Origin of the sequence: Pseudomonas botevensis (assembly GCF_019145475.1) — a bacterium.
In the GTDB taxonomy this organism is placed as follows: Bacteria; Pseudomonadota; Gammaproteobacteria; order Pseudomonadales; family Pseudomonadaceae; genus Aquipseudomonas; species Aquipseudomonas botevensis.
This window is the reverse complement of record NZ_JAHTKI010000004.1, coordinates 67,652-89,089: the sequence shown is the minus strand read 5'-3', so window position 1 is coordinate 89,089 and position 21,438 is coordinate 67,652. Positions and strand designations below refer to the sequence as shown.

The following is a 21,438-nucleotide window of genomic DNA, read 5'->3' as shown; positions in this document are numbered from 1 at the left end:
GCTTAGCGGTCCACGTCGGCCATAACGAAATCGATACTACCCAGGTACGCAATCATGTCCGCGACCATACTGCCTTTGATCACCGAAGGGATCTGCTGCAGGTGGGCGAAGCTCGGAGTGCGGATCCGGGTACGGTAGCTCATGGTGCCGCCGTCGCTCGTCAGGTAATAACTGTTGATACCCTTGGTCGCTTCGATCATCTGGAAGGATTCGTTGGCCGGCATGACCGGACCCCACGAAACCTGCAGGAAGTGCGTGATCAGGGTTTCGATGTGCTGCAGCGTGCGCTCTTTCGGCGGCGGCGTAGTCAGCGGGTGATCCGCCTTGTACGGGCCTTCCGGCATGTTGCGCAGGCACTGCTCGATGATCTTGACGCTCTGGCGCATCTCTTCGACGCGCACCATGCAGCGGTCATAGGCGTCGCCGTTGGCGGCCAGCGGCACTTCGAACTCGAAGTTCTCGTAGCCGGAGTACGGACGCGCCTTGCGCAGGTCGAAGTCGCAACCGGTGGAACGCAGGCCGGCACCGGTGACGCCCCATTCCAGGGCTTCTTTGGTGTTGTACTGGGCAACGCCGATGGTCCGGCCCTTGAGGATGCTGTTCTGCAGGGCGGCCTTGGTGTATTCGTCGAGGCGTTTTGGCAGCCATTCGACGAAGTCGCGAACCAGTTTGTCCCAGCCGCGCGGCAGGTCGTGGGCGACACCACCGATGCGATACCAGGCCGGGTGCAGGCGGAAACCGGTGATGGCTTCGATCACCGTGTACGCCTTCTGGCGGTCGGTGAAGGTGAAGAACACCGGGGTCATCGCGCCGACGTCCTGGATGTATGTACCCAGGAATAGCAGGTGGCTGGTGATCCGGAAGAACTCGGCCATCATGATGCGGATGACGTCGACCTTCTCCGGCACCTTGATGCCGGCCAGCTTCTCGACCGAGAGCACGTACGGCAGGTTGTTCATCACGCCGCCGAGGTAGTCGATACGGTCGGTGTACGGGATGAAACTGTGCCAGGACTGACGCTCGGCCATCTTCTCGGCACCACGGTGGTGGTAGCCGATGTCCGGCACGCAGTCGACGATCTCTTCGCCGTCCAGTTGCAGGATGATACGGAATGCACCGTGGGCCGAAGGGTGGTTCGGGCCGAGGTTGAGGAACATGTAGTCCTCGTTCGGGCCGGAACGCTTCATGCCCCAGTCTTCAGGGCGGAAGCGCGCGGCTTCTTCCTCGAGCTGTTGCTTGGCCAGGTTGAGGCTGAACGGATCGAATTCGGTGGCACGCGCCGGGAAGTCCTTGCGCAGCGGGTGACCTTCCCAGGTTGGCGGCATCATGATGCGCGACAGGTGAGGGTGGCCTTTGAAGTCGATGCCGTACATGTCCCAGACTTCGCGCTCGTACCAGTTGGCATTCGGCCAGATGCTGGTGACGCTTGGCAGGCTGAGGTCGCTCTCGGACAAGGCAACCTTGATCATCACGTCACTATTACGTTCCAGCGACATGAGGTGATAGAACACGGTGAATTCGGCGTCGCTCGGCAGCCCTTGACGCTTGGTGCGCAGACGCTCGTCCACGCCGTGCAGGTCATAGAGCATGACGTACGGCTTGGGCAGGTTGCGCAGGAAAGTCAGGACTTCAACGAGCCTGGCGCGTGCCACCCACAGCACCGGCATGCCGGTGCGGGTCGGCTGAGCGGTGAACGCTTCGGCGCCAAAACGGTTGTTCAGTTCGACGACCACATCCTGGTCGTCTGCCTTATAAGGCGGGATGTACAGAGCACTGCCTGTAGTCATGGTTATTTTTTCGCTTTCGGTCAACGTAAAGAATGAAGCCAGCTTCTCGTTTCTTTGTAAGAACAGATCTGGATCAGACTTCGTCAGGGCTGCGCAGGTTGGTTACCTGAATACGCTGTTCGCGACGCTGTTCCTTTTGCGAAGGCATGTCGGCGCGATAAACGCCTTGATCACCAACGACCCAGGAAAGAGGGCGACGCTCCTGGCCAATCGATTCCTGCAACAGCATCAAGCCTTGCAGAAATGCTTCTGGACGGGGCGGGCAGCCAGGTACGTAGACGTCAACGGGCAGGAACTTGTCCACCCCCTGAACCACGGAGTAGATGTCGTACATGCCGCCGGAGTTGGCGCACGAACCCATCGAGATCACCCACTTGGGCTCGAGCATCTGCTCGTACAGACGCTGGATGATCGGGGCCATCTTGATGAAGCAGGTGCCGGCGATAACCATGAAGTCGGCCTGGCGCGGCGATGCCCGGATAACCTCGGCGCCGAAGCGCGCGATGTCGTGGGGCGCCGTGAAGGCGGTGGTCATTTCCACGTAGCAGCACGAAAGGCCGAAGTTGTACGGCCACAGGGAGTTTTTACGCCCCCAGTTGACCGCGCCACTCAGCACGTCTTCGAGCTTGCCCATGAAAATGTTTTTGTGGACCTGATCCTCTAACGGATCGGAAACGGTTTCCCGCTGGCCGATCGGATACTGCTCGTTAGGAGCATCAGGGTCGATTCTGGTGAGATTGTATTGCATTGCCAAAGCCTCATTGTTTCAGCTTCGCCTGCCGCTTGCGACGAGCTTCCGGAGCCCAGTCAAGGGCGCCCACTCGGAACAGGTAGACAAGACCTGCCAACAGAATTGCTATGAAAACGAGAGCTTCGACGAATCCGGTCCAGCCGCTTTCGCGGACGGACACAGACCATGCAAAGAGAAAGAGGGCTTCGATATCGAAGATCACGAACAGCATCGCGACCAGATAGAATTTGGCTGAGAGCCGCAAGCGGGCGCCACCGGTAGGTAGCATGCCGGACTCGAACGGTTCGTTTTTGCTGCGGCCCCAGGCTTTTGACCCGAGGAGGCTGGAAACACCGAGCATGAAGGCGCACAGGCCGACGACACCCAGAAGGAAAATGGCAAAGCCCCAGTTGTGGGCCATGAGTCCTGTCGCTTCGGGCATGCTGGTAATCCTTAACAGAGAGCAAAGGTCTCTGAGCTTGATAAAGAAATAAGGCAGTGACGATATGTCGCAGCAATCAATCGCGCTGATTTTATGGCTAAACACCCTGCAAGTAAAATTCCTATAGCGAAATTATTTATTGGAATAAGGACATAGCGCACCTCGAAAGCCCCGCAGCCCATGCGTTGCGGGCATTAGCCGGAATTCTGTGAATGATGTTTTGTAAGAATCGTAACAAGCATAGTTGTTGCTAAATGATAATTAATATCGTTTGGGCTGGTTTTGTTACTTTTATTCGAGCCGGGTGTTGGGAAGTTGTCTTACTTGCACGTTACTGCAAGTAGCGGCGGCGCTCGTTTTAGCGGATTTTTTTGCTGCCTGCCTTGTGCTGGATCAATGTTGTGGTCCGGGCTGACAGAGAATCCAGGAGAGGGCTGCTGAGCAGCAGGCAAAAAAAACGCCCCGAACCAGTCGGGGCGTCAGTTGTGCGGCAGTGCGGTTAGCTTTCTATCCGGTCCGCAAAGGCCGTTTGCTCAGGCGAAGTCGATCAGTGGAACTGTTCTTCTTCGGTGGAACCGGTCAGTGCGGTGACCGAGGACGAGCCACCCTGGATCACGGTGGTCATGTCGTCGAAGTAGCCGGTGCCCACTTCCTGCTGGTGAGCCACGAAGGTGTAGCCCTTGGCGGCGTCAGCGAATTCCTGCTCTTGCAGCTTCACGTAGGCGGTCATGTCGTTGCGGGCGTAGTCGTGCGCCAGGTTGAACATGCTGTGCCACATGTTGTGAATGCCGGCCAGGGTGATGAACTGGTGCTTGTAACCCATGGCGGACAGTTCGCGCTGGAACTTGGCGATGGTCGCGTCGTCCAGGTTTTTCTTCCAGTTGAAGGAAGGCGAGCAGTTGTACGACAGGATCTGGTCCGGGTATTCCTTCTTGATCGCTTCGGCGAAGCGACGGGCTTCGTCGAGGTCCGGCTTGGCGGTTTCGCACCAGATCAGGTCGGCGTACGGCGCGTAGGCCAGGCCACGGGCGATGGCTTGATCCAGGCCGGCGCGAACCTTGTAGAAACCTTCCTGGGTGCGGGTGCCGGTCACGAACGGCTGGTCGTACGGGTCGCAATCGGAGGTCAGCAGGTCGGCGGCGTTGGCGTCGGTACGGGCCAGGATGATGGTCGGTACGCCGGCAACGTCGGCCGCCAGACGGGCAGCGGTGAGCTTCTGCACGGCTTCCTGGGTTGGAACCAGTACCTTGCCGCCCATGTGGCCGCATTTCTTCACGGACGCCAGTTGGTCTTCGAAGTGAACGCCGGCGGCGCCTGCTTCGATCATGCTCTTCATCAGCTCGTAAGCGTTCAGGACGCCGCCGAAACCGGCTTCGGCGTCAGCCACGATCGGAGCGAAGTAGTCGATGTAGCCGTCGTCGCCCGGGTTCTTGCCGGCTTTCCACTGGATCTGGTCGGCACGACGGAACGAGTTGTTGATGCGCTTGACCACGGTTGGAACCGAGTCCACCGGGTACAGCGACTGGTCCGGGTACATCGATTCGGCGGAGTTGTTGTCCGCTGCAACCTGCCAGCCGGACAGGTAGATCGCCTGGATACCGGCCTTGACTTGTTGCACGGCCTGGCCGCCGGTCAGGGCGCCCATGCAGTTGACGAAATCTTTCTCTGGGCGGAAGGACGGCTTGGCACCCTGGGTCACCAGATTCCACAGCTTCTCGGCGCCCATTTTCGCCAGGGTGTGCTCTGGTTGAACCGAGCCACGCAGACGAACGACGTCAGCAGCGGAGTAGGTGCGAGTCACGCCTTTCCAGCGCGGGTTTTCAGCCCAGTCTTTTTCAAGGGCTGCAATTTGCTGTTCGCGTGTCAGTGCCATGGAGATAAACCTCGTCGCGTCTTTATGAAAAGTTGTTCTGCGGTGGAAAATTCCTGCGCTCGCTGACCAGAAGGTTGGGTGGTCAAGTCGGATTCGAACGGGGTAGGCGACGGGATGAACGATGGGCTCGAGGGGAAGTGAGCAGGTAAGGGCGAAACTGACGGGCGCATGCGGGTGTCGTGGACCGTTGTGCGAACAGCAGTGTGATGCCGGGTTACCTAATTACGCTTCCGTCCCTCGGGACAACTTCGTTCCAGTCGGCAACCTCGTCAAACACACCTTGTGGGCGGTACAGACACGAAGCGGTTCGCGGGGTAGGTGCGAACATCGCTTCGAAGGCCCTTGCCAGGGCCTCTGATTAGCGGGAGCGAGGCCATCATGCCTTCGCTTTTTTTTCGCGTCAAACGTTTTGTAGTGCTTTTTTTAAAGCACTACATCTTTCGTCTAATACGACTAATCAGTCAGTTTTTGGTGCTTTAGTCCAGGGTGTCGACTTTCACCCGCAAGGTCATGTCATCCCGGCCTTGAGTCGAGTAGCTGCGGGCCAGGCCCTGTTTGTCGGCTTGAGTCTGGCGATTGACGCCGGCAAGGGTGATCCATTCGCCCAGGCGTCCGCTGACGGTTGTGTCGGTACTTTGTACGTTCACTACATCGGGACGTTCCTGGCTCATGCGGTCACGGTTGGTACTGATCGACAGATGAACGGTCTCTCCGGTGACGCTGGCGGTGACATAGAACCCCTGGGTCACGTTGCGATATTGAGTCTGGCTGGCGTAGTTGCCGTAGGAGTCGCTCTGGCTGCTGGTGATCGGCACGCTCTGGCCGACCTGAATCAGTGCCGGTGCGCCTTCGCTGGCCTGCACTTGCTGGATGCCGCCGTCGCGACTGGCGGTGCTGCGGCTGATGATGCGGGTCTGGGCGCCATTGACCGAGTAGCCGTCGTCGCCGCGACCGTTGTTTTCGTTGGTGTCGACCGTGATCAGCAAGCGTTTGGGCGCGGTGTCGAGTTGTGACAGCAGCGCCTTGAGTTCCTCGATCTTGTCCGGTTCTGCCTTGACGATCAGTTGATTGCCGTAGGCGCTGACCTGGCCGTCCTTGCCGATGAAGTCCTGTGCCACCGGCAGCATGTCGGCGCTGGTGCGGTACTTGAGGGGCACGATTTCTGTGGCTGCCATCACCGAAAGACTGCAGCCGAGCAGCAGGGTGGTGAGCAGGGTGCGTAGGGACATGTCCGTTATCTCCGCTTTCGAAAGGCTTGATATTGCCAGTTTGTCGGCCCGGGGTGGGGCAAGTTGAATCGTAGACAGCAAAACGCCCCGGCATCCGAGAATGGCGGGGCGTTTTGTGGTGCTCTTGAGGCTCTCTTCGCGAGCTGGGCCGCGCCTCGGTATCAGGCCGAATGACGAACCATGTCGACATGCGGAATCCCGGCTTCCAGGAATTCCTCACTGACCAGGTTGAAGCCCAGGCGTTCGTAAAACGCTGTGGCCTGTACCTGGGCGCTGAGCATCTGCTGCTTCAGGCCGCGCGCTTCGGCTTCGGCGATCACTGCTTGCATCAGTGCGTCGCCGACTTTCAGTCCGCGCCAGTCCTTGAGTACCGAAACCCGGCCGACATGCCCGTCGGGCAGCAGGCGGGCGGTGCCGATCGGAAAGTCGCCTTCCAGTGCCAGAAAATGTACGGCGGTCGCGTCATCGGCGTCCCATTCCAGCTCGGGTGGCACCGATTGTTCGGCGATGAACACCGTTTCACGAATGCGCCGGATCTCGGCGTTGTCCTTTTGCCAGTCTGCGACACGTACGCGAATTTTATTCATCGGCGAACCCCAGGCTGCCCTGCTTGACCAGCTCGCACAGCAGGCCGCGACCATCCTCGTCGCTCAGCCATTCGCCGAGGTTGTCGATGTGCAGCGCGTCGGCGGCGCAGATCATCTTCAGCAGTTCGCGCAGCTTGCCCGGCAGATAACGGCTCTGGCCGCTGGCGAACAGCAGCAGATCGTCATCGACTTCCGACCAGGCCAGGCGCGCGCTCGGATTGCGGATCAGGATGGCGCCGTCTTCCAGAGCGGCGATGAAGTCTTCTTCGCCGACTTCTTCCGGGCCGACCACCAGTTCCGGGTAGCGCGGTTCGGTCATGTACTGGCCGAACCAGGTCAGCAGCAGGCGTTCATCGCTCATGTGCTCGGCCAGCAGGCTTTTCAGGCGATCCAGCGCATCGTGTTGAATCTGGTGCGGATCGGCTGCCGGGACGGCATCGGCGTCGGTGTAGCGCTCTTCGTCAGTCAGGAACTGGCTGAGGAAGTCGGTGAAGTGGGTCAGCACCTCGGAGGCGCTTGGCGCGCGGAAGCCGACCGAGTAGGTCATGCAGTCGTCCACGGCCACACCGCAGTGGGCCAGGCGCGGCGGCAGGTAGAGCATGTCGCCGGGCTCCAGTACCCACTCGGCGGTCTCTTCGAATTCAGCGAGGATGCGCAGGTCGGCGTGTTGCAGCAGCGGGCTCTCGGAGTCGCACATCTGGCCGATTTTCCAGTTGCGCTTGCCGTGGCCTTGCAGCAGGAACACGTCGTAGTTGTCGAAGTGCGGGCCGACGCTGCCGCCCGGAGCGGCAAAGCTGATCATCACGTCGTCGACGCGCCAGCTCGGCAGGAAGCGGAAGTTTTCCAGCAGTTCGCTGACTTCCGGCACGAACTGGTCGACAGCCTGTACCAGCAGGGTCCACTCGCGTTCCGGCAGTTTGCTGAATTCGTCTTCGGCGAACGGGCCGCGACGCAGTTCCCAGGGACGCTCGCCGTGTTCGATCACCAGGCGCGATTCGACTTCTTCTTCCAGGGCCAGGCCGGCCAGTTCGTCGGGGTCGATCGGGCTTTCGAAGTCAGGAATCGCCTGACGGATCAGCAGTGGTTTTTTCTGCCAGTAGTCGCGCAGGAACTCGCGCGCCGTGAGACCGCCCAGAAGTTGAAGAGGAGTATCGGAATTCATATGTAACCTATTGAAAAAAAGCACTTTTCACGCGGGAATAAAAACGCCCGGCGCGGCCGGGCGTCTTAAACGGGTCAAGCGGTCGATCAGATGCGTTTGGCTTGTGCCACAGCGTTGCCGATGTAGTTGGCCGGCGTCAGTTGCTTGAGCTCGGCTTTCGCTTCGGCTGGCATGTCCAGGCCGTCGATGAAAGTCTGCAGCGCTTCAGGGCTGATGCCCTTGCCGCGAGTCAGCTCTTTCAGCTTCTCGTACGGGTTTTCGATGTTGTAGCGACGCATCACGGTCTGGATCGGCTCGGCCAGGACTTCCCAGCAGGCGTCCAGATCGGCAGCAATCTTGTCGGCGTTGAGTTCGAGCTTGCTGATGCCTTTGAGGCTCGCTTCGTACGCGATCACGCTGTGGGCGAAGCCGACACCGAGGTTACGCAGTACGGTGGAGTCGGTCAGGTCACGCTGCCAGCGGGAAATCGGCAGCTTGCTCGCCAGGTGCTGGAACAGTGCGTTGGCGATGCCCAGGTTGCCTTCGGAGTTTTCGAAGTCGATCGGGTTGACCTTGTGCGGCATGGTCGACGAACCGATTTCGCCGGCGATGGTGCGCTGCTTGAAGTAACCCAGGGAGATGTAGCCCCAGATGTCACGGTCGAAGTCGATCAGGATGGTGTTGAAGCGCGCGATCGCGTCGAACAGCTCGGCGATGTAGTCGTGCGGTTCGATCTGCGTGGTGTACGGGTTGAAGCCCAGGCCCAGTTCGTCTTCGATGAAGGCGCGGGCGTTGGCTTCCCAGTCGATCTGCGGGTAGGCCGACAGGTGAGCGTTGTAGTTGCCGACAGCGCCGTTGATCTTGCCCAGCAGCGGAACGGCGGCGACCTGAGCGATCTGGCGCTCGAGACGGTAAACCACGTTCGCCAGTTCCTTGCCCAGGGTGGTCGGCGAAGCCGGCTGACCGTGGGTGCGCGACAGCATCGGCACGTCGGCGAAACGGATGGCCAGTTCGCGGATGGCGTTGGCGGTCTGGCGCATCAGCGGCAGCATCACGTCGTCACGGCCTTCGCGCAGCATCAGGGCGTGGGACAGGTTGTTGATGTCTTCGCTGGTGCAGGCAAAGTGGATGAACTCGCTGACCTTGGCCAGTTCCGGCAGCTTGGCCGCCTGCTCCTTGAGCAGGTATTCGATCGCCTTGACGTCGTGGTTGGTGGTGCGCTCGATCTCTTTGACGCGCTCGGCGTGCTCCAGCGAGAAGTTTTCAGCCAGTTCATTCAGAACGGCGTTGGCCTCGGCGGAGAAGGCTGGCACTTCCGGGATACCGGCGTGAGCGGCCAGGCGCTGGAGCCAGCGCACTTCAACCAGGACGCGGGCACGGATCAGGCCGTACTCGCTGAAAATAGGGCGCAGGGCCTGGGTTTTGCCGGCGTAGCGGCCGTCAACAGGGGAAACCGCAGTGAGCGAAGAGAGCTGCATGGGGTGTTCTCGGACAGTCGGGCAACGAAATGGGGCGCGTATCATACATGAAAAAATCCGCCGATCCGTTGCCAACTGACCGGCGTATTACGCGTTACTGACTTGAAGCGGTGTTGCAGGCGCGGTTCAGCTGCTGCGCATCAGCGGATAAAGCTCTTTGAGCAACTTGCGACGGCTGATCACCAGCTGCCAGCGATGGCCGCCAAGCTGTCGCCACAGGCGGGCCGAACGGATACCGGCGAGTAGCAGGGCGCGGATCTTCGAGGCGTTGCTCGGCTGTTGCAGGTTGCGCATGTCGCCATGCACCTGAATACGCTGGCGCAAGGTACTCAAGGTGTCCTGGTACAGCGCGCCACAAGCGGCGACCACGTTTTCGTGGGCCGGGCCGAAGTGCTCGACCTGTGACTGGATCTGCGGCAGACGCTTGCCGATCACGTCCAGCATGTCGCCGCGTTTGGCCAGTTGCCGCTCCAGGCCCAGCATCGACAGGGCGTAGCGCAGCGGTTCGCGTTGCAGGGCGCTCGGATCGCGTTCGAGGGCGCCGATCAGTGCGCGGTAGCCGTCGCGCAGATTGATGTCGTCGCCGCCGTACACATCCAGAGTGTCCTTCGGGTCGCGGACCAGCAGGCTGCCGAGCATGCAGCTCAGGCCGGCTTCGTTGGTCTGCCCGGTCTTGGCGATCCGGTCGACCAGTACGGCGGCAAGAAACACGCCGCCCAGCGCCGTCAGTTGTTCCTGAATCGGGCTCATGCCTGGCCGCTCCACGGCTCGGCGACTTCGATCACGCCGCCGCCGAGGCAGATTTCACCGTCGTAGAACACCACCGACTGGCCCGGCGTGACCGCGCGCTGCGGCTCGTCGAAGACGGCGCGGTAACCGGTCGCGGTCTGTTCCAGGGTGCAGGCCTGATCGCTCTGGCGATAGCGAACCTTGGCGGTCAGGCGCCGTGGCTGGCTCAGGTCGATCGGGTTGACCCAATAGATTTCCGAGGTGAGCAGGGCGCTGGAGAACAGCCACGGGTGGTTGTTGCCCTGGCCGACAATCAGTTCGTTGTGCTCCAGATCCTTGCGCAGTACGTACCAAGGCTCGTCGCCAGCGTCTTTCAGGCCGCCGATGCCCAGGCCCTGGCGCTGGCCGATGGTGTGGTACATCAGGCCGTGGTGACGGCCGATGATTTCACCTTCGGTGGTCTTGATCTCGCCCGGTTGCGCTGGCAGGTATTGCTTGAGGAAGTCGCTGAAACGACGCTCGCCGATGAAGCAGATGCCGGTGGAATCCTTCTTCTTGGCAGTCGCCAGCTCGTATTTCTCGGCAATGGCGCGCACTTCGGGCTTTTCCAGTTCGCCGACCGGGAACAGGGTCTTGGCGATCTGCTCACCGCCGACGGCGTGCAGGAAGTAGCTCTGATCCTTGTTCGGGTCCAGGCCCTTGAGCAGTTCGGTGCGGCCATCGATGTCGCGGCGGCGCACATAGTGGCCGGTGGCGATCAGGTCGGCACCGAGCATCATGGCGTAGTCGAGGAACGCCTTGAACTTGATCTCGCGGTTGCACAGGATGTCCGGGTTCGGCGTGCGTCCGGCCTTGTATTCGGCGAGGAAGTGCTCGAACACGTTGTCCCAGTACTCGGCGGCGAAGTTGGCGGTGTGCAGCTTGATGCCGATCTTGTCGCACACGGCCTGGGCATCCGCCAGGTCGTCCATGGCGGTGCAGTATTCCGTTCCGTCGTCTTCTTCCCAGTTCTTCATGAACAGGCCTTCCACCTCATAACCCTGCTCGATCAGCAGGAGGGCGGAAACGGAAGAGTCCACGCCGCCGGACATGCCGACAATGACGCGCTTCTTGGATGTGTCAGAAGGGGCTGGATCACGCATAGGGATTCAATGAGTGTCTTGAAAAAGGACGCGATTCTATCAGGCTCACGGCCTCAAGGCTAAAGGGAAGGGCGGATCAATTCGAGGCCGAAGCGATTACCGGCCAGATAGTCGTCGATGCAGCGGATGATCAGCTCGCTGCGCCAGTTGTCGCGCTGCTCGATTAATTCGTCGCGGGTCAACCACTTGGTGCCGACGATGCCGTCGTCCAGTTGGTAGTCCGGGTGGTGTTTCACAGGTTTGGCGCTGAAGCAGACGCGCTGGTAAGTCACGCCGTTGCTCGGGGCGGTGTACAGATAAATGCCGATGACGGCGGTGGGTTCGACGTCCCAGCCGGTTTCCTCGAGGGTTTCGCGGATGGCGGCGTCGATCAGGGTTTCGTCCGGGTCGAGATGGCCGGCGGGCTGATTGAGCACGTTGCGGCCGCCCTTGGACTCTTCGACCATCAGGAAACGACCATTGTCCTCGACGATGGTGGCGACGGTGATGTGGGGTTGCCAATCCATGAGGTGTCCTCGGTTCAAAGGTTGAATTGCAAAGTGTGGGAGCTGCAGGTCGATGTGTGAAGCCCAAAACAGAAGCCCCGGCGCTGGGCCGGGGCTTCTTTACATCTTTACCGCTTAAACCAGCGCGGCGATGGCCGCGTTGAGCGTGGCGCTCGGGCGCATGGCCTTGCTGATCAGTTCGGCATTGGCGTGGTAGTAACCGCCGATGTCCACTGGCTTGCCCTGAACGGCGTTGAGCTCGGCGACGATGGTCGCTTCGTTCTCGGTCAGGGTCTTGGCCAGAGGTGCGAACTGCGCTTGCAGGGCGGCGTCTTCGGTCTGAGCGGCCAGGGCCTGAGCCCAGTACAGCGCCAGGTAGAAGTGGCTGCCACGGTTGTCGATGTTGCCGACTTTGCGCGATGGCGACTTGTTGTTGTCCAGGAACTGGCCGGTGGCCTGGTCGAGGGTCTTGGACAGAACCAGTGCTTTCGGGTTGTTGTAGTTGACACCCAGGTGCTCGAGAGAAGCGGCCAGGGCCAGGAACTCGCCCAGCGAATCCCAGCGCAGGAAGTTCTCTTCCAGCAGCTGCTGCACGTGCTTCGGAGCCGAACCGCCGGCGCCGGTTTCGAACAGGCCACCGCCGTTCATCAGCGGCACGATCGACAGCATCTTGGCGCTGGTGCCCAGTTCCATGATCGGGAACAGGTCGGTCAGGTAGTCACGCAGTACGTTGCCGGTCACCGAAATGGTGTCCTTGCCTTCGCGGGTGCGCTGCAGGGTGTACTTCATCGCTTCGACTGGCGCCATGATCTGGATGTCCAGACCGGCGGTGTCGTGATCCTTCAGGTAAGCCTGAACTTTCTCGATGACCACACCGTCGTGAGCGCGCATCGGGTCCAGCCAGAAGATCGCCGGAGTGCTGCTGGCGCGAGCACGGTTGACGGCCAGTTTGACCCAGTCCTGGATCGGCGCGTCTTTGGTCTGGCACATGCGGAAGATGTCGCCGGCTTCGACAGCCTGCTCCATCAGCAGGGTGCCTTTGCTGTCGGTCACGCGAACCACGCCGTCAACCTTGATCTGGAAGGTCTTGTCGTGGGAGCCGTACTCTTCGGCTTTCTTGGCCATCAGGCCAACGTTTGGCACGCTGCCCATGGTGGTCGGATCGAACGCGCCATTGGCCTTGCAGTCTTCGATCACTGCCTGGTAGATGGTGGCGTAGCAGCGGTCCGGGATCACGGCCTTGGTGTCGTGCAGTTGACCGTCGGTGCCCCACATCTTGCCGGAGTCACGGATCATTGCCGGCATCGAGGCGTCGACGATGACGTCGCTCGGTACGTGCAGGTTGGTGATGCCCTTGTCGGAGTTGACCATCGCCAGCGACGGACGAGCGGCGTAGACCGCCTGGATGTCAGCTTCGATAGCGGCTTGCTGCTCGGCCGGCAGGGATTTGATGCGGGCGTACAGGTCGCCGATGCCGTTGTTCAGATTGAAGCCGATCTGCGCCAGCACGTCGGCGTGCTTGGTCAGGGCGTCTTTGTAGAACTCGGCAACGATCTGGCCGAACATGATTGGGTCGGAGACTTTCATCATGGTGGCTTTCAGGTGAACCGACAGCAGCACGCCTTGTGCCTTGGCGCTTTCGATTTCAGCGGCGATGAAGGCGCGCAGAGCGTTTTTGCTCATGACGGCGCAATCGAGGATCTCGCCAGCCTGGACGCTGGTTTTTTCTTTCAGGACGGTAGCGGTGCCGTCTTGTGCGATCAGCTCGATCTTCACGGCGTCAGCGGCGTCGATCAGGGCGGCTTTTTCGCTGCCGTAGAAATCGCCGGTGCTCATGTGTGCAACGTGAGACTTGGAGTCCTTGGCCCAGGCGCCCATTTTGTGCGGGTGCTTGCGCGCATAGTTCTTGACCGACAGCGGAGCGCGACGGTCGGAGTTGCCTTCACGCAGAACCGGGTTCACGGCGCTGCCCTTGACCTTGTCGTAACGCGCCTTGGCGTCTTTGTCGGCGTCGCTGGTCACGGTTTCCGGGTAGTCCGGCAGGTTGTAGCCCTGGGCTTGCAACTCTTTGATCGCGGCCTGCAGCTGTGGAACCGAAGCACTGATGTTCGGCAGCTTGATGATGTTGGCTTCAGGCGTAACGGCCAGGTCGCCCAGTTCGGCGAGGTGGTCGGCTACGGCTTTGTCGCCCAGTTGCTCGGGGAAGCTGGCCAGAATGCGCCCTGCAAGAGAGATATCGCGGGTTTCCACGGCGATATCGGCCGAGGCGGTGTAAGCCTCGATGATTGGCAGCAGGGAATAGGTGGCGAGGGCTGGAGCTTCGTCGGTGAAGGTATAGATGATCTTCGAGCGGGTGGGCATATTCGGATTAACTCTCTCTTCTTTGCTAAAGCGTGCGCAGAAACTCGAGGGGCGCCGGGTAAGCGCGTTCGTTCAAAGTCATCCATGAACCGAGTGTCGAGATTTCTTCGCGGTGATGTTGGGTGCATCAGTAGAGCGTCAAGCGGTCGGACTGCGGTAACAGCCGGACTTAATCAGGCGGAAAGTCTCATCGTAGAGAGGTCGGCCGTTGTGACCCTGTGGTCAGCGGGCGGCATTATACATAGGTAGCTGGCAATCTGCCGATGGTTCATATGCAACGTTTGTCGTCCATTGGTCTAAAGGTCGCAGGGCAGGGTGGGGTATAGAGTCGTCGCGAATGCTTGAGTTTGGCGCTTTTCCCTTTGCTTTCAGGCTTGTACGCCGCGAGATGTGCGGTGGGCCGGAACATAGGGTTTGCGTGTTGATTCAAGTGGGTTACGCTCGAACCAAGCCAGATGTTCAATCCAATCAGTGGAGTTCAGCATGGGTTACAAGAAGATTCAGGTTCCAGCCGTCGGCGACAAAATCACCGTCAACGCAGACCATTCTCTCAATGTCCCTGATAACCCGATCATCCCCTTCATCGAAGGTGACGGGATTGGCGTCGACGTCAGTCCGGTGATGATCAAAGTGGTTGATGCTGCCGTAGCCAAAGCCTACGGGGGCAAGCGCAAGATTTCCTGGATGGAGGTCTACGCTGGCGAAAAGGCGACCCAGGTCTACGACCAGGACACCTGGCTGCCCCAGGAAACCCTGGATGCCGTGAAAGATTACGTCGTCTCTATCAAGGGTCCGCTGACCACTCCGGTCGGCGGTGGTATCCGCTCCCTCAACGTTGCCCTGCGCCAACAGCTCGATCTGTATGTCTGCCTGCGGCCGGTGGTGTGGTTCGAAGGCGTGCCGAGCCCGGTGAAAAAGCCTGGCGATGTCGACATGGTCATCTTCCGCGAGAACTCCGAAGACATTTATGCCGGTATCGAGTGGAAGGCCGGCTCCGCTGAGGCCACCAAAGTCATCAAGTTCCTGAAAGAGGAAATGGGCGTCACCAAGATCCGTTTCGACCAGGATTGCGGTATCGGCATCAAGCCTGTTTCCAAGGAAGGCACCAAGCGTCTGGTGCGCAAGGCCCTGCAATATGTCGTGGACAACGATCGCAAGTCGCTGACCATCGTGCACAAGGGCAACATCATGAAATTCACCGAAGGCGCCTTCAAGGACTGGGGCTACGAGGTGGCGAAGGAAGAGTTCGGCGCCGAACTGCTCGATGGCGGCCCGTGGATGAAATTCAAGAACCCGAAAACCGGCCGCGAAGTCATCGTCAAGGATGCCATCGCCGACGCCATGCTCCAGCAGATCCTGCTGCGTCCGGCCGAGTATGACGTGATCGCCACGCTGAACCTGAACGGTGACTACCTTTCCGACGCCCTGGCGGCGGAAGTGGGCGGTATCGGTATCGCGCCGGGCGCCAACCTGTCCGACACTGTGGCCATGTTCGAGGCGACCCATGGCACCGCGCCGAAGTATGCCGGCAAGGACCAGGTCAACCCGGGTTCGGTGATCCTGTCGGCGGAGATGATGCTGCGTCATCTGGGCTGGACCGAGGCGGCTGACCTGATCATCAAAGGCACCAACGGCGCGATCAAGGCCAAGACCGTGACCTATGACTTCGAACGCCTGATGGAAGGCGCCAAGCTGGTATCGTCGTCCGGTTTCGGTGATGCACTGATTTCGCACATGTAAGCGAAATAACGGGCAGCGAAAATCGCCCGGCTCGAGTGATCGAGCCGGGCGATTTTTTATGGCTGAGACCCTTGGGAAGTGTCGGTCAGCTCAGAACTTTGGCCTGTGCGCCGACGGCACTGGCGGCCGCTGCCGCATCAACGGCCGATTTGTCCTTGATGGCGACGGCATGCAGCCCCTTCGGGCCTTGAATGATGTTGAAAACCACCGCCTGACCCGCCTTCAAGGTTTTATAGCCATCCATTTCGATGGCCGAGAAGTGGGCGAACAGATCTTCGGTCTTGTCATCCTCGTTTATGAATCCGTAGCCCTTGGCATTGTTGAACCATTTCACCTTGCCGACAGCCATGCTCAAATCCCTCTGCAACAGACTCCAACGCTGGAGTATCATCCAATTCATCCGCCATCCAATCCGTTAAAAAGATTGACGCCGCGGATCTTTTTTACCCACTGTGGGTTCTATTGGTTGTAACACCGTTTTCCCGATAGTCAAGGTGACCGGGCAGTCGGAGTTGAAAACGTGTCAAGCCGCCCCCACCACTGTATTTGCACAACTGACGAACCTTTCTTTCCATGCATGCAATCAGCCAGATTCGACTAACATTCAATCAGGATCGCCCTGATTTACACGACGACGATTCAGCGGGTATTGCTGTTCAGGAAGCAAAGCCTGCGTTACAGGCGCCGCCGATGTACAAGGTGGTTTTGTTTAATGATGACTACACACCGATGGATTTCGTCGTCGAAGTGCTCGAGGTGTTTTTTAACCTGAATCGCGAGCTGGCGACCAAGGTCATGCTGGCCGTTCATACAGAAGGACGGGCAGTATGTGGAGTGTTTACCCGCGACATCGCCGAGACAAAGGCCATGCAGGTCAACCAGTACGCCAGGGAAAGCCAGCATCCGCTACTCTGTGAAATCGAGAAGGACGGTTAATCGCCGACCACTTGGGTATGAGGTGAAGCTATGTTAAACCGCGAGCTCGAAGTCACCCTCAATCTTGCCTTCAAGGAGGCTCGTTCGAAGCGTCATGAGTTCATGACCGTCGAACACCTGCTGCTGGCCTTATTGGACAATGAGGCTGCCGCCACCGTTTTGCGTGCCTGCGGCGCAAACCTCGACAAACTCAAGCATGATCTGCAGGAGTTCATCGACTCCACCACGCCATTGATCCCCGTCCATGACGAAGATCGTGAAACCCAGCCAACCCTGGGCTTCCAGCGTGTACTGCAACGTGCTGTCTTTCATGTACAGAGCTCGGGCAAACGCGAAGTGACTGGCGCCAACGTGCTGGTTGCGATCTTCAGTGAGCAAGAGAGTCAGGCAGTGTTCCTGCTTAAACAGCAGAGCGTTGCCCGCATTGATGTCGTCAACTATATCGCCCACGGTATTTCCAAGGTGCCGGGGCATGGCGATCACTCTGAAGGTGAGCAAGATATGCAGGACGACGAGGGCGGTGAGTCTTCTTCTTCAGGCAATCCTCTGGATGCTTATGCCAGCAACCTCAACGAACTCGCACGCCAGGGCCGGATCGATCCGCTGGTAGGGCGTGAAATGGAGGTTGAGCGTGTCGCGCAGATCCTGGCGCGCCGGCGCAAGAACAATCCGCTGCTGGTGGGCGAGGCGGGCGTGGGTAAAACCGCGATTGCCGAAGGCCTGGCCAAGCGCATTGTCGACAACCAGGTGCCGGATCTGCTGGCGAACAGTGTTGTTTACTCCCTCGATCTGGGCGCGCTGCTCGCAGGCACCAAGTATCGCGGCGATTTCGAGAAGCGCTTCAAGGCGCTGCTCAACGAACTGAAAAAACGTCCACAGGCGATCCTGTTCATCGACGAAATCCACACCATCATTGGTGCGGGTGCTGCGTCCGGTGGGGTGATGGACGCCTCGAACCTGCTCAAGCCGCTGCTGTCGTCGGGTGATATCCGTTGCATCGGTTCGACCACGTTCCAGGAATTTCGTGGCATCTTCGAGAAAGACCGTGCCCTGGCGCGGCGCTTCCAGAAGGTCGACGTCGTCGAGCCGTCGGTGGAAGACACCATCGGTATCCTGCGCGGCCTGAAAGGACGCTTCGAACAGCATCACAACATCGAGTACAGCGATGAGTCGCTGCGTGCCGCCGCTGAGCTGGCGTCGCGCTACATCAATGACCGGCATATGCCGGACAAGGCCATCGATGTGATCGACGAGGCGGGTGCCTACCAGCGTCTGCAACCGGTCGATGTGCGCGTGAAGCGCATTGAAGTGCCGCAGGTCGAAGACATTGTCGCCAAGATCGCGCGGATTCCGCCGAAGCACGTCACCAGTTCCGACAAGGAATTGCTGCGTAACCTGGAGCGCGACCTGAAACTCACCGTGTTTGGTCAGGATGCGGCGATCGATTCGTTGTCGACGGCTATCAAGTTGTCCCGTGCCGGGCTGAAATCGCCTGACAAGCCGGTCGGTTCCTTCCTGTTCGCCGGTCCTACCGGTGTCGGCAAGACCGAAGCGGCGCGCCAGTTGGCTAAAGCGCTGGGCATTGAACTGGTGCGCTTCGACATGTCCGAGTACATGGAGCGCCACACCGTATCGCGTCTGATCGGTGCGCCTCCGGGATATGTCGGGTTCGACCAGGGCGGTCTGTTGACCGAGGCAATCACCAAGCAGCCACATTGCGTGTTGCTGCTCGATGAAATCGAGAAGGCGCACCCGGAAGTCTTCAACCTGCTGTTGCAGGTGATGGACCACGGCACGCTGACCGACAACAACGGGCGCAAGGCGGATTTCCGCAACGTGATTGTCATCATGACCACCAACGCCGGTGCCGAAACGGCGGCGCGCGCTTCGATCGGTTTCACTCATCAGGATCATTCGTCCGATGCGATGGAAGTGATCAAGAAGAGCTTCACGCCGGAATTCCGCAACCGTCTGGACACCATCATTCAGTTTGGTCGCCTCAGTCATGAGGTCATCAAAAGTGTGGTGGACAAGTTCCTCACCGAACTTCAGGCGCAGCTGGAAGACAAGCGCGTGCTGCTGGAGGTCACCGACGCGGCGCGCAGCTGGCTGGCGGCCGGTGGTTACGATTCGGCAATGGGTGCCCGGCCGATGGCGCGCCTGATCCAGGACAAGATCAAGCGTCCGCTGGCGGAGGAGATCCTGTTTGGCGAACTGGCCGAGCATGGCGGTGTGGTGCACATCGACATCAAGGACGGCGAGCTGACCTTCGACTTCGAGACTACTGCTGAAATGGCCTGACGGCTGGTTGTGAGCAAAAGGCGCCTTTGGGCGCCTTTTTGCTGTCTGGTGGTTTTTGGGTTTTGGGTGAATATCCGTTGCTTCGGGTGTTGCGGCTGGCGGTTTCGCCTTGGCTCGCCGTAAGGGCGAAACCATAAGAAGCCGTTACCGCAGCAGCGGATATTCACCCAAAATCCCAAGCTCCAAGCGCTCAAAACCCAAATCCCGGACAAACAAAAACGCCCGGCATTAGCCGGGCGTCTTGTATTGACTTGATTAACGAGCGCGGTAAGTGATGCGCCCTTTGCTCAAGTCATAGGGCGTCAGCTCGACGCGCACTTTGTCACCGGTAAGAATACGAATGTAGTTCTTGCGCATCTTGCCGGAGATGTGCGCGGTTACGACGTGCCCATTTTCCAACTCCACACGAAACATGGTGTTGGGCAGGGTGTCGACGACAGTGCCTTCCATTTCGAAGCTGTCTTCTTTCGACATGCAGTAAAGCCCTCGGTATCCAATGAATGGCCCGGTGCAACTGCGCCAGGCAAAAGCGGCGTGCATTGTGCCCGAAAAATGGGGTTTACGCCAAGGGGTTTAGGGCTTGCGTTTAGTTCAGGATGACCCAGCGCTGATTAATCAGTAGTTCAATGGGGCGATACTGGGTCTTGTAGTTCATCTTTTTGCAGTTCTTGATCCAGTAACCCAGGTAGACCGCTTCGAGCCCCAAACGCTGGGCTTCGGCAATTTGCCAGAGGATCGCATAACGCCCCAGGCTACGGCGTTCTTCGTCCGGTTCGTAGAAGGTGTAGACCGCCGACAAGCCATTGGGCAGCAGGTCGGTCACTGCTACGGCCACCAACCGTCCGTCGAGCCGGAACTCGTAAAAACGCGAGAAGGGCAGGTCTCTTACCAGAAAAGTCGAGAATTGGTCGCGGCTTGGCGGGTACATATCGCCGTCGGCGTGGCGTTGCTCGATGTAGCGCTGGTAGAGGTCGAAGTACTCTTCACTGAACCCTGGCTTGACCGGGCGAACCTGCAGATCGGCGTTGCGTTTGAAAATCCGCTTCTGCTGCCGGTTGGGGTTGAACTGCGCCACCGGGATGCGCGCAGGTACACAGGCATTGCAGTTCTGGCAATGCGGGCGGTACAGGTGATCGCCGCTGCGACGAAAGCCCATTTCCGACAGATCTGCGTAGACATGCACATCCATGGGCTGGCTCGGATCGAGGAACAGGGTCGTAGCCTGCTCCTCGGGCAGATAACTGCAAGAGTGAGGCTGAGTGGCATAAAACTTCAAACGCGCCAACTCGGTCATGATCAACCCTCGGGATAAGCTGGTGAATTAAGTGTAAGCCACGCGCGGCAAAGTCGCTCAGCAAACCCAGGTGGCGCGACTGGGTTGATCCAGGTGGCGGGCCAGGTAGTCAGCGAATGCGGGGCGGGAGATGGCTCGGGCACCAAGACTGTGCAGATGGTCGGTCGGCATCTGACAGTCGATCAACACGAAACCCGATTCTTTCAGATGCCGTACCAGGGTCGCAAAGCCATATTTCGAGGCGTTGTCGGCGCGGCTGAACATCGATTCGCCAAAAAACAGTTGGCCCATCGCCAGGCCGTACAGCCCGCCGACCAGTTCGCCCTGGTCCCAGACTTCCACTGAATGGGCAAAGCCGCGTCGGTGCAGTTCAACGTAGGCGTCCTGCATGGCTTGAGTGATCCAGGTGCCGTCGGCGTAATCCCTTGGCGCGGCGCAGGCGCGGATGACCGCGTGAAAATCCTGATCGAAGGTCACCTGATAGCGCTGTTTACGCAACAGTTTGTCCAGGCTGCGGGACACATGCAGCTCGTCAGGAAACAGGACCGTGCGTGGGTCCGGCGACCACCAGAGAATCGGCTGGCCTTCGGAAAACCACGGAAAGCAGCCATGGCGATACGCCTGGATCAGACGATCGGCAGACAGATCACCGCCGGCGGCCAACAACCCGTTGGGGTCGCGCATGGCCTTTTCCAGGGGTGGAAAACTCAGTGTGTTGCGTTGTAACCAGGTCAGCATGGCATCCGGGCTTGCAGAAGGGGAGGGCGGTGGGCGTCTCGGCCCGCCATGAAGTGTGCCGTTAAATGACAGGAATGTCGTGTCGATCCTGCTCGGCATCGGCAAGGTTGCAACTTGGCGCCGTGGATGCGGTCGTAAGCGAGCGTTGCGACCTGTCTGCGTCCGGCCTGACAGGCATCCGGTGCTCGTCGGGGAGGCAGGTTCGGTAATGCTTCGCTACGTTCATCAAATACACCTCATAAGCCTTTGTCACAAAAGACAATGCATGCTCAAATTGAGCCGCACGTCGCGCGGGGCCGACTATGCTTGAACATGGGGTTTGAAGCATGGCATCGGACGTACAAACCCGTACAATGCCGGGCTGTTACAGAATATTCGCCGCGCGCCCGGTTTATAAAAACCGGGGCGCAGTGTTAAAAGTAGTCTCAGTTGCGCCCGTCAACTT

19 protein-coding genes are annotated in these 21,438 nt (G+C 59.4%); 3 read left to right on the top strand and 16 right to left on the bottom strand.

Annotation, left to right across the window (positions count from 1 at the left end):
• Positions 1 to 2: 2 nt before the first annotated feature.
• The 12 genes from nuoC to KVQ74_RS07540 form a co-directional block, all read right to left on the bottom strand.
• The gene (nuoC, locus tag KVQ74_RS07595) at positions 3 to 1,787 is read right to left on the bottom strand and encodes an NADH-quinone oxidoreductase subunit C/D (RefSeq protein ID WP_217830469.1); all 1,785 of its coding nucleotides are present in this window, start codon (positions 1,785 to 1,787) and stop codon (positions 3 to 5) included.
• 73 nt (positions 1,788 to 1,860) lie between these two features.
• Positions 1,861 to 2,535: a NuoB/complex I 20 kDa subunit family protein gene (locus KVQ74_RS07590; RefSeq protein ID WP_217830468.1), complete on the bottom strand. Its 675-nt coding sequence runs from the start codon at positions 2,533 to 2,535 to the stop codon at positions 1,861 to 1,863.
• 10 nt (positions 2,536 to 2,545) lie between these two features.
• The gene (locus KVQ74_RS07585; RefSeq protein WP_003223812.1) at positions 2,546 to 2,959 is read right to left on the bottom strand and encodes an NADH-quinone oxidoreductase subunit A; all 414 of its coding nucleotides are present in this window, start codon (positions 2,957 to 2,959) and stop codon (positions 2,546 to 2,548) included.
• 547 nt (positions 2,960 to 3,506) lie between these two features.
• Positions 3,507 to 4,832 (bottom strand): isocitrate lyase, encoded by a 1,326-nt coding sequence (gene aceA / locus KVQ74_RS07580; RefSeq protein WP_217830467.1) that lies wholly within the window; start codon positions 4,830 to 4,832, stop codon positions 3,507 to 3,509.
• Positions 4,833 to 5,308: 476 nt separating this feature from the next.
• Positions 5,309 to 6,061, bottom strand: a complete 753-nt coding sequence (locus KVQ74_RS07575) for a secretin N-terminal domain-containing protein (protein WP_217830466.1) — start codon at positions 6,059 to 6,061, stop codon at positions 5,309 to 5,311.
• Between the two features lie 161 nt (positions 6,062 to 6,222).
• Positions 6,223 to 6,648, bottom strand: a complete 426-nt coding sequence (locus tag KVQ74_RS07570; RefSeq protein ID WP_217830465.1) for a GNAT family N-acetyltransferase — start codon at positions 6,646 to 6,648, stop codon at positions 6,223 to 6,225.
• Positions 6,641 to 7,810, bottom strand: a complete 1,170-nt coding sequence (locus tag KVQ74_RS07565; protein WP_217830463.1) for a ribosomal protein uL16 3-hydroxylase — start codon at positions 7,808 to 7,810, stop codon at positions 6,641 to 6,643. The genes KVQ74_RS07570 and KVQ74_RS07565 overlap by 8 nt, the downstream gene beginning before the upstream one ends.
• Positions 7,811 to 7,896: 86 nt before the next feature.
• Positions 7,897 to 9,267 carry an adenylosuccinate lyase gene (gene purB / locus KVQ74_RS07560; RefSeq protein ID WP_027614666.1) on the bottom strand — a complete coding sequence of 457 codons (1,371 nt, stop codon included), beginning with the start codon at positions 9,265 to 9,267 and terminating at the stop codon, positions 7,897 to 7,899.
• A 126-nt stretch (positions 9,268 to 9,393) separates the two neighbouring features.
• Positions 9,394 to 10,017, bottom strand: coding sequence for a high frequency lysogenization protein HflD (hflD, locus tag KVQ74_RS07555; RefSeq protein ID WP_217830462.1), 624 nt, complete (start codon positions 10,015 to 10,017; stop codon positions 9,394 to 9,396).
• On the bottom strand, positions 10,014 to 11,138 hold the full coding sequence (mnmA, locus tag KVQ74_RS07550; RefSeq protein WP_217830458.1) for a tRNA 2-thiouridine(34) synthase MnmA: 1,125 nt from the start codon (positions 11,136 to 11,138) through the stop codon (positions 10,014 to 10,016). The genes hflD and mnmA overlap by 4 nt, the downstream gene beginning before the upstream one ends.
• A 59-nt stretch (positions 11,139 to 11,197) precedes the next feature.
• On the bottom strand, positions 11,198 to 11,644 hold the full coding sequence (locus tag KVQ74_RS07545; RefSeq protein WP_217830457.1) for an NUDIX hydrolase: 447 nt from the start codon (positions 11,642 to 11,644) through the stop codon (positions 11,198 to 11,200).
• Between the two features lie 114 nt (positions 11,645 to 11,758).
• Positions 11,759 to 13,984 carry an NADP-dependent isocitrate dehydrogenase gene (locus KVQ74_RS07540; protein WP_217830456.1) on the bottom strand — a complete coding sequence of 742 codons (2,226 nt, stop codon included), beginning with the start codon at positions 13,982 to 13,984 and terminating at the stop codon, positions 11,759 to 11,761.
• Positions 13,985 to 14,467: 483 nt separating this feature from the next.
• On the opposite strand from KVQ74_RS07540, the gene icd reads away from it, so the two are divergent.
• Positions 14,468 to 15,724: an NADP-dependent isocitrate dehydrogenase gene (gene icd / locus KVQ74_RS07535; protein WP_217830454.1), complete on the top strand. Its 1,257-nt coding sequence runs from the start codon at positions 14,468 to 14,470 to the stop codon at positions 15,722 to 15,724.
• Between the two features lie 85 nt (positions 15,725 to 15,809).
• Here the strand turns inward: icd and cspD are convergent, their stop codons facing one another.
• Positions 15,810 to 16,073, bottom strand: a complete 264-nt coding sequence (gene cspD / locus KVQ74_RS07530; protein ID WP_217830453.1) for a cold shock domain-containing protein CspD — start codon at positions 16,071 to 16,073, stop codon at positions 15,810 to 15,812.
• Between the two features lie 224 nt (positions 16,074 to 16,297).
• Here cspD and clpS point away from each other — a divergent pair, with 224 nt between their 5' ends.
• Both clpS and clpA read left to right on the top strand, forming a co-directional pair.
• Positions 16,298 to 16,660 (top strand): ATP-dependent Clp protease adapter ClpS, encoded by a 363-nt coding sequence (gene clpS / locus KVQ74_RS07525; protein ID WP_015094394.1) that lies wholly within the window; start codon positions 16,298 to 16,300, stop codon positions 16,658 to 16,660.
• 30 nt (positions 16,661 to 16,690) lie between these two features.
• Positions 16,691 to 18,961, top strand: a complete 2,271-nt coding sequence (gene clpA / locus KVQ74_RS07520) for an ATP-dependent Clp protease ATP-binding subunit ClpA (protein WP_217830452.1) — start codon at positions 16,691 to 16,693, stop codon at positions 18,959 to 18,961.
• Positions 18,962 to 19,216: 255 nt separating this feature from the next.
• On the opposite strand, the gene infA is transcribed toward clpA, so the two are convergent.
• The 3 genes from infA to aat form a co-directional block, all read right to left on the bottom strand.
• A complete protein-coding gene (infA, locus tag KVQ74_RS07515; protein WP_002553999.1) occupies positions 19,217 to 19,435 on the bottom strand; it encodes a translation initiation factor IF-1 in 219 nt (72 codons plus the stop codon).
• Positions 19,436 to 19,547: 112 nt separating this feature from the next.
• Positions 19,548 to 20,255 carry an arginyltransferase gene (locus tag KVQ74_RS07510; RefSeq protein ID WP_217830451.1) on the bottom strand — a complete coding sequence of 236 codons (708 nt, stop codon included), beginning with the start codon at positions 20,253 to 20,255 and terminating at the stop codon, positions 19,548 to 19,550.
• A gap of 57 nt (positions 20,256 to 20,312) precedes the next feature.
• Positions 20,313 to 20,993, bottom strand: coding sequence for a leucyl/phenylalanyl-tRNA--protein transferase (gene aat, locus KVQ74_RS07505; protein WP_217830449.1), 681 nt, complete (start codon positions 20,991 to 20,993; stop codon positions 20,313 to 20,315).
• Positions 20,994 to 21,438 lie beyond the last annotated feature (445 nt).

What these genes read in the sequence shown, in the direction of transcription:
- KVQ74_RS07510 (WP_217830451.1), bottom strand. Translation starts at nt 20,255, where the DNA reads ATGACCGAGTTGGCGCGTTTGAAGTTTTATGCCACTCAGCCTCACTCT.
- KVQ74_RS07575 (WP_217830466.1), bottom strand. Translation starts at nt 6,061, where the DNA reads ATGTCCCTACGCACCCTGCTCACCACCCTGCTGCTCGGCTGCAGTCTT.
- aceA (WP_217830467.1), bottom strand. Translation starts at nt 4,832, where the DNA reads ATGGCACTGACACGCGAACAGCAAATTGCAGCCCTTGAAAAAGACTGG.
- nuoC (WP_217830469.1), bottom strand. Translation starts at nt 1,787, where the DNA reads ATGACTACAGGCAGTGCTCTGTACATCCCGCCTTATAAGGCAGACGAC.
- KVQ74_RS07540 (WP_217830456.1), bottom strand. Translation starts at nt 13,984, where the DNA reads ATGCCCACCCGCTCGAAGATCATCTATACCTTCACCGACGAAGCTCCA.
- KVQ74_RS07545 (WP_217830457.1), bottom strand. Translation starts at nt 11,644, where the DNA reads ATGGATTGGCAACCCCACATCACCGTCGCCACCATCGTCGAGGACAAT.
- KVQ74_RS07585 (WP_003223812.1), bottom strand. Translation starts at nt 2,959, where the DNA reads ATGCCCGAAGCGACAGGACTCATGGCCCACAACTGGGGCTTTGCCATT.
- aat (WP_217830449.1), bottom strand. Translation starts at nt 20,993, where the DNA reads ATGCTGACCTGGTTACAACGCAACACACTGAGTTTTCCACCCCTGGAA.
- purB (WP_027614666.1), bottom strand. Translation starts at nt 9,267, where the DNA reads ATGCAGCTCTCTTCGCTCACTGCGGTTTCCCCTGTTGACGGCCGCTAC.
- infA (WP_002553999.1), bottom strand. Translation starts at nt 19,435, where the DNA reads ATGTCGAAAGAAGACAGCTTCGAAATGGAAGGCACTGTCGTCGACACC.
- cspD (WP_217830453.1), bottom strand. Translation starts at nt 16,073, where the DNA reads ATGGCTGTCGGCAAGGTGAAATGGTTCAACAATGCCAAGGGCTACGGA.
- KVQ74_RS07570 (WP_217830465.1), bottom strand. Translation starts at nt 6,648, where the DNA reads ATGAATAAAATTCGCGTACGTGTCGCAGACTGGCAAAAGGACAACGCC.
- KVQ74_RS07590 (WP_217830468.1), bottom strand. Translation starts at nt 2,535, where the DNA reads ATGCAATACAATCTCACCAGAATCGACCCTGATGCTCCTAACGAGCAG.
- clpA (WP_217830452.1), top strand. Translation starts at nt 16,691, where the DNA reads ATGTTAAACCGCGAGCTCGAAGTCACCCTCAATCTTGCCTTCAAGGAG.
- clpS (WP_015094394.1), top strand. Translation starts at nt 16,298, where the DNA reads ATGCATGCAATCAGCCAGATTCGACTAACATTCAATCAGGATCGCCCT.
- hflD (WP_217830462.1), bottom strand. Translation starts at nt 10,017, where the DNA reads ATGAGCCCGATTCAGGAACAACTGACGGCGCTGGGCGGCGTGTTTCTT.
- KVQ74_RS07565 (WP_217830463.1), bottom strand. Translation starts at nt 7,810, where the DNA reads ATGAATTCCGATACTCCTCTTCAACTTCTGGGCGGTCTCACGGCGCGC.
- icd (WP_217830454.1), top strand. Translation starts at nt 14,468, where the DNA reads ATGGGTTACAAGAAGATTCAGGTTCCAGCCGTCGGCGACAAAATCACC.
- mnmA (WP_217830458.1), bottom strand. Translation starts at nt 11,138, where the DNA reads ATGCGTGATCCAGCCCCTTCTGACACATCCAAGAAGCGCGTCATTGTC.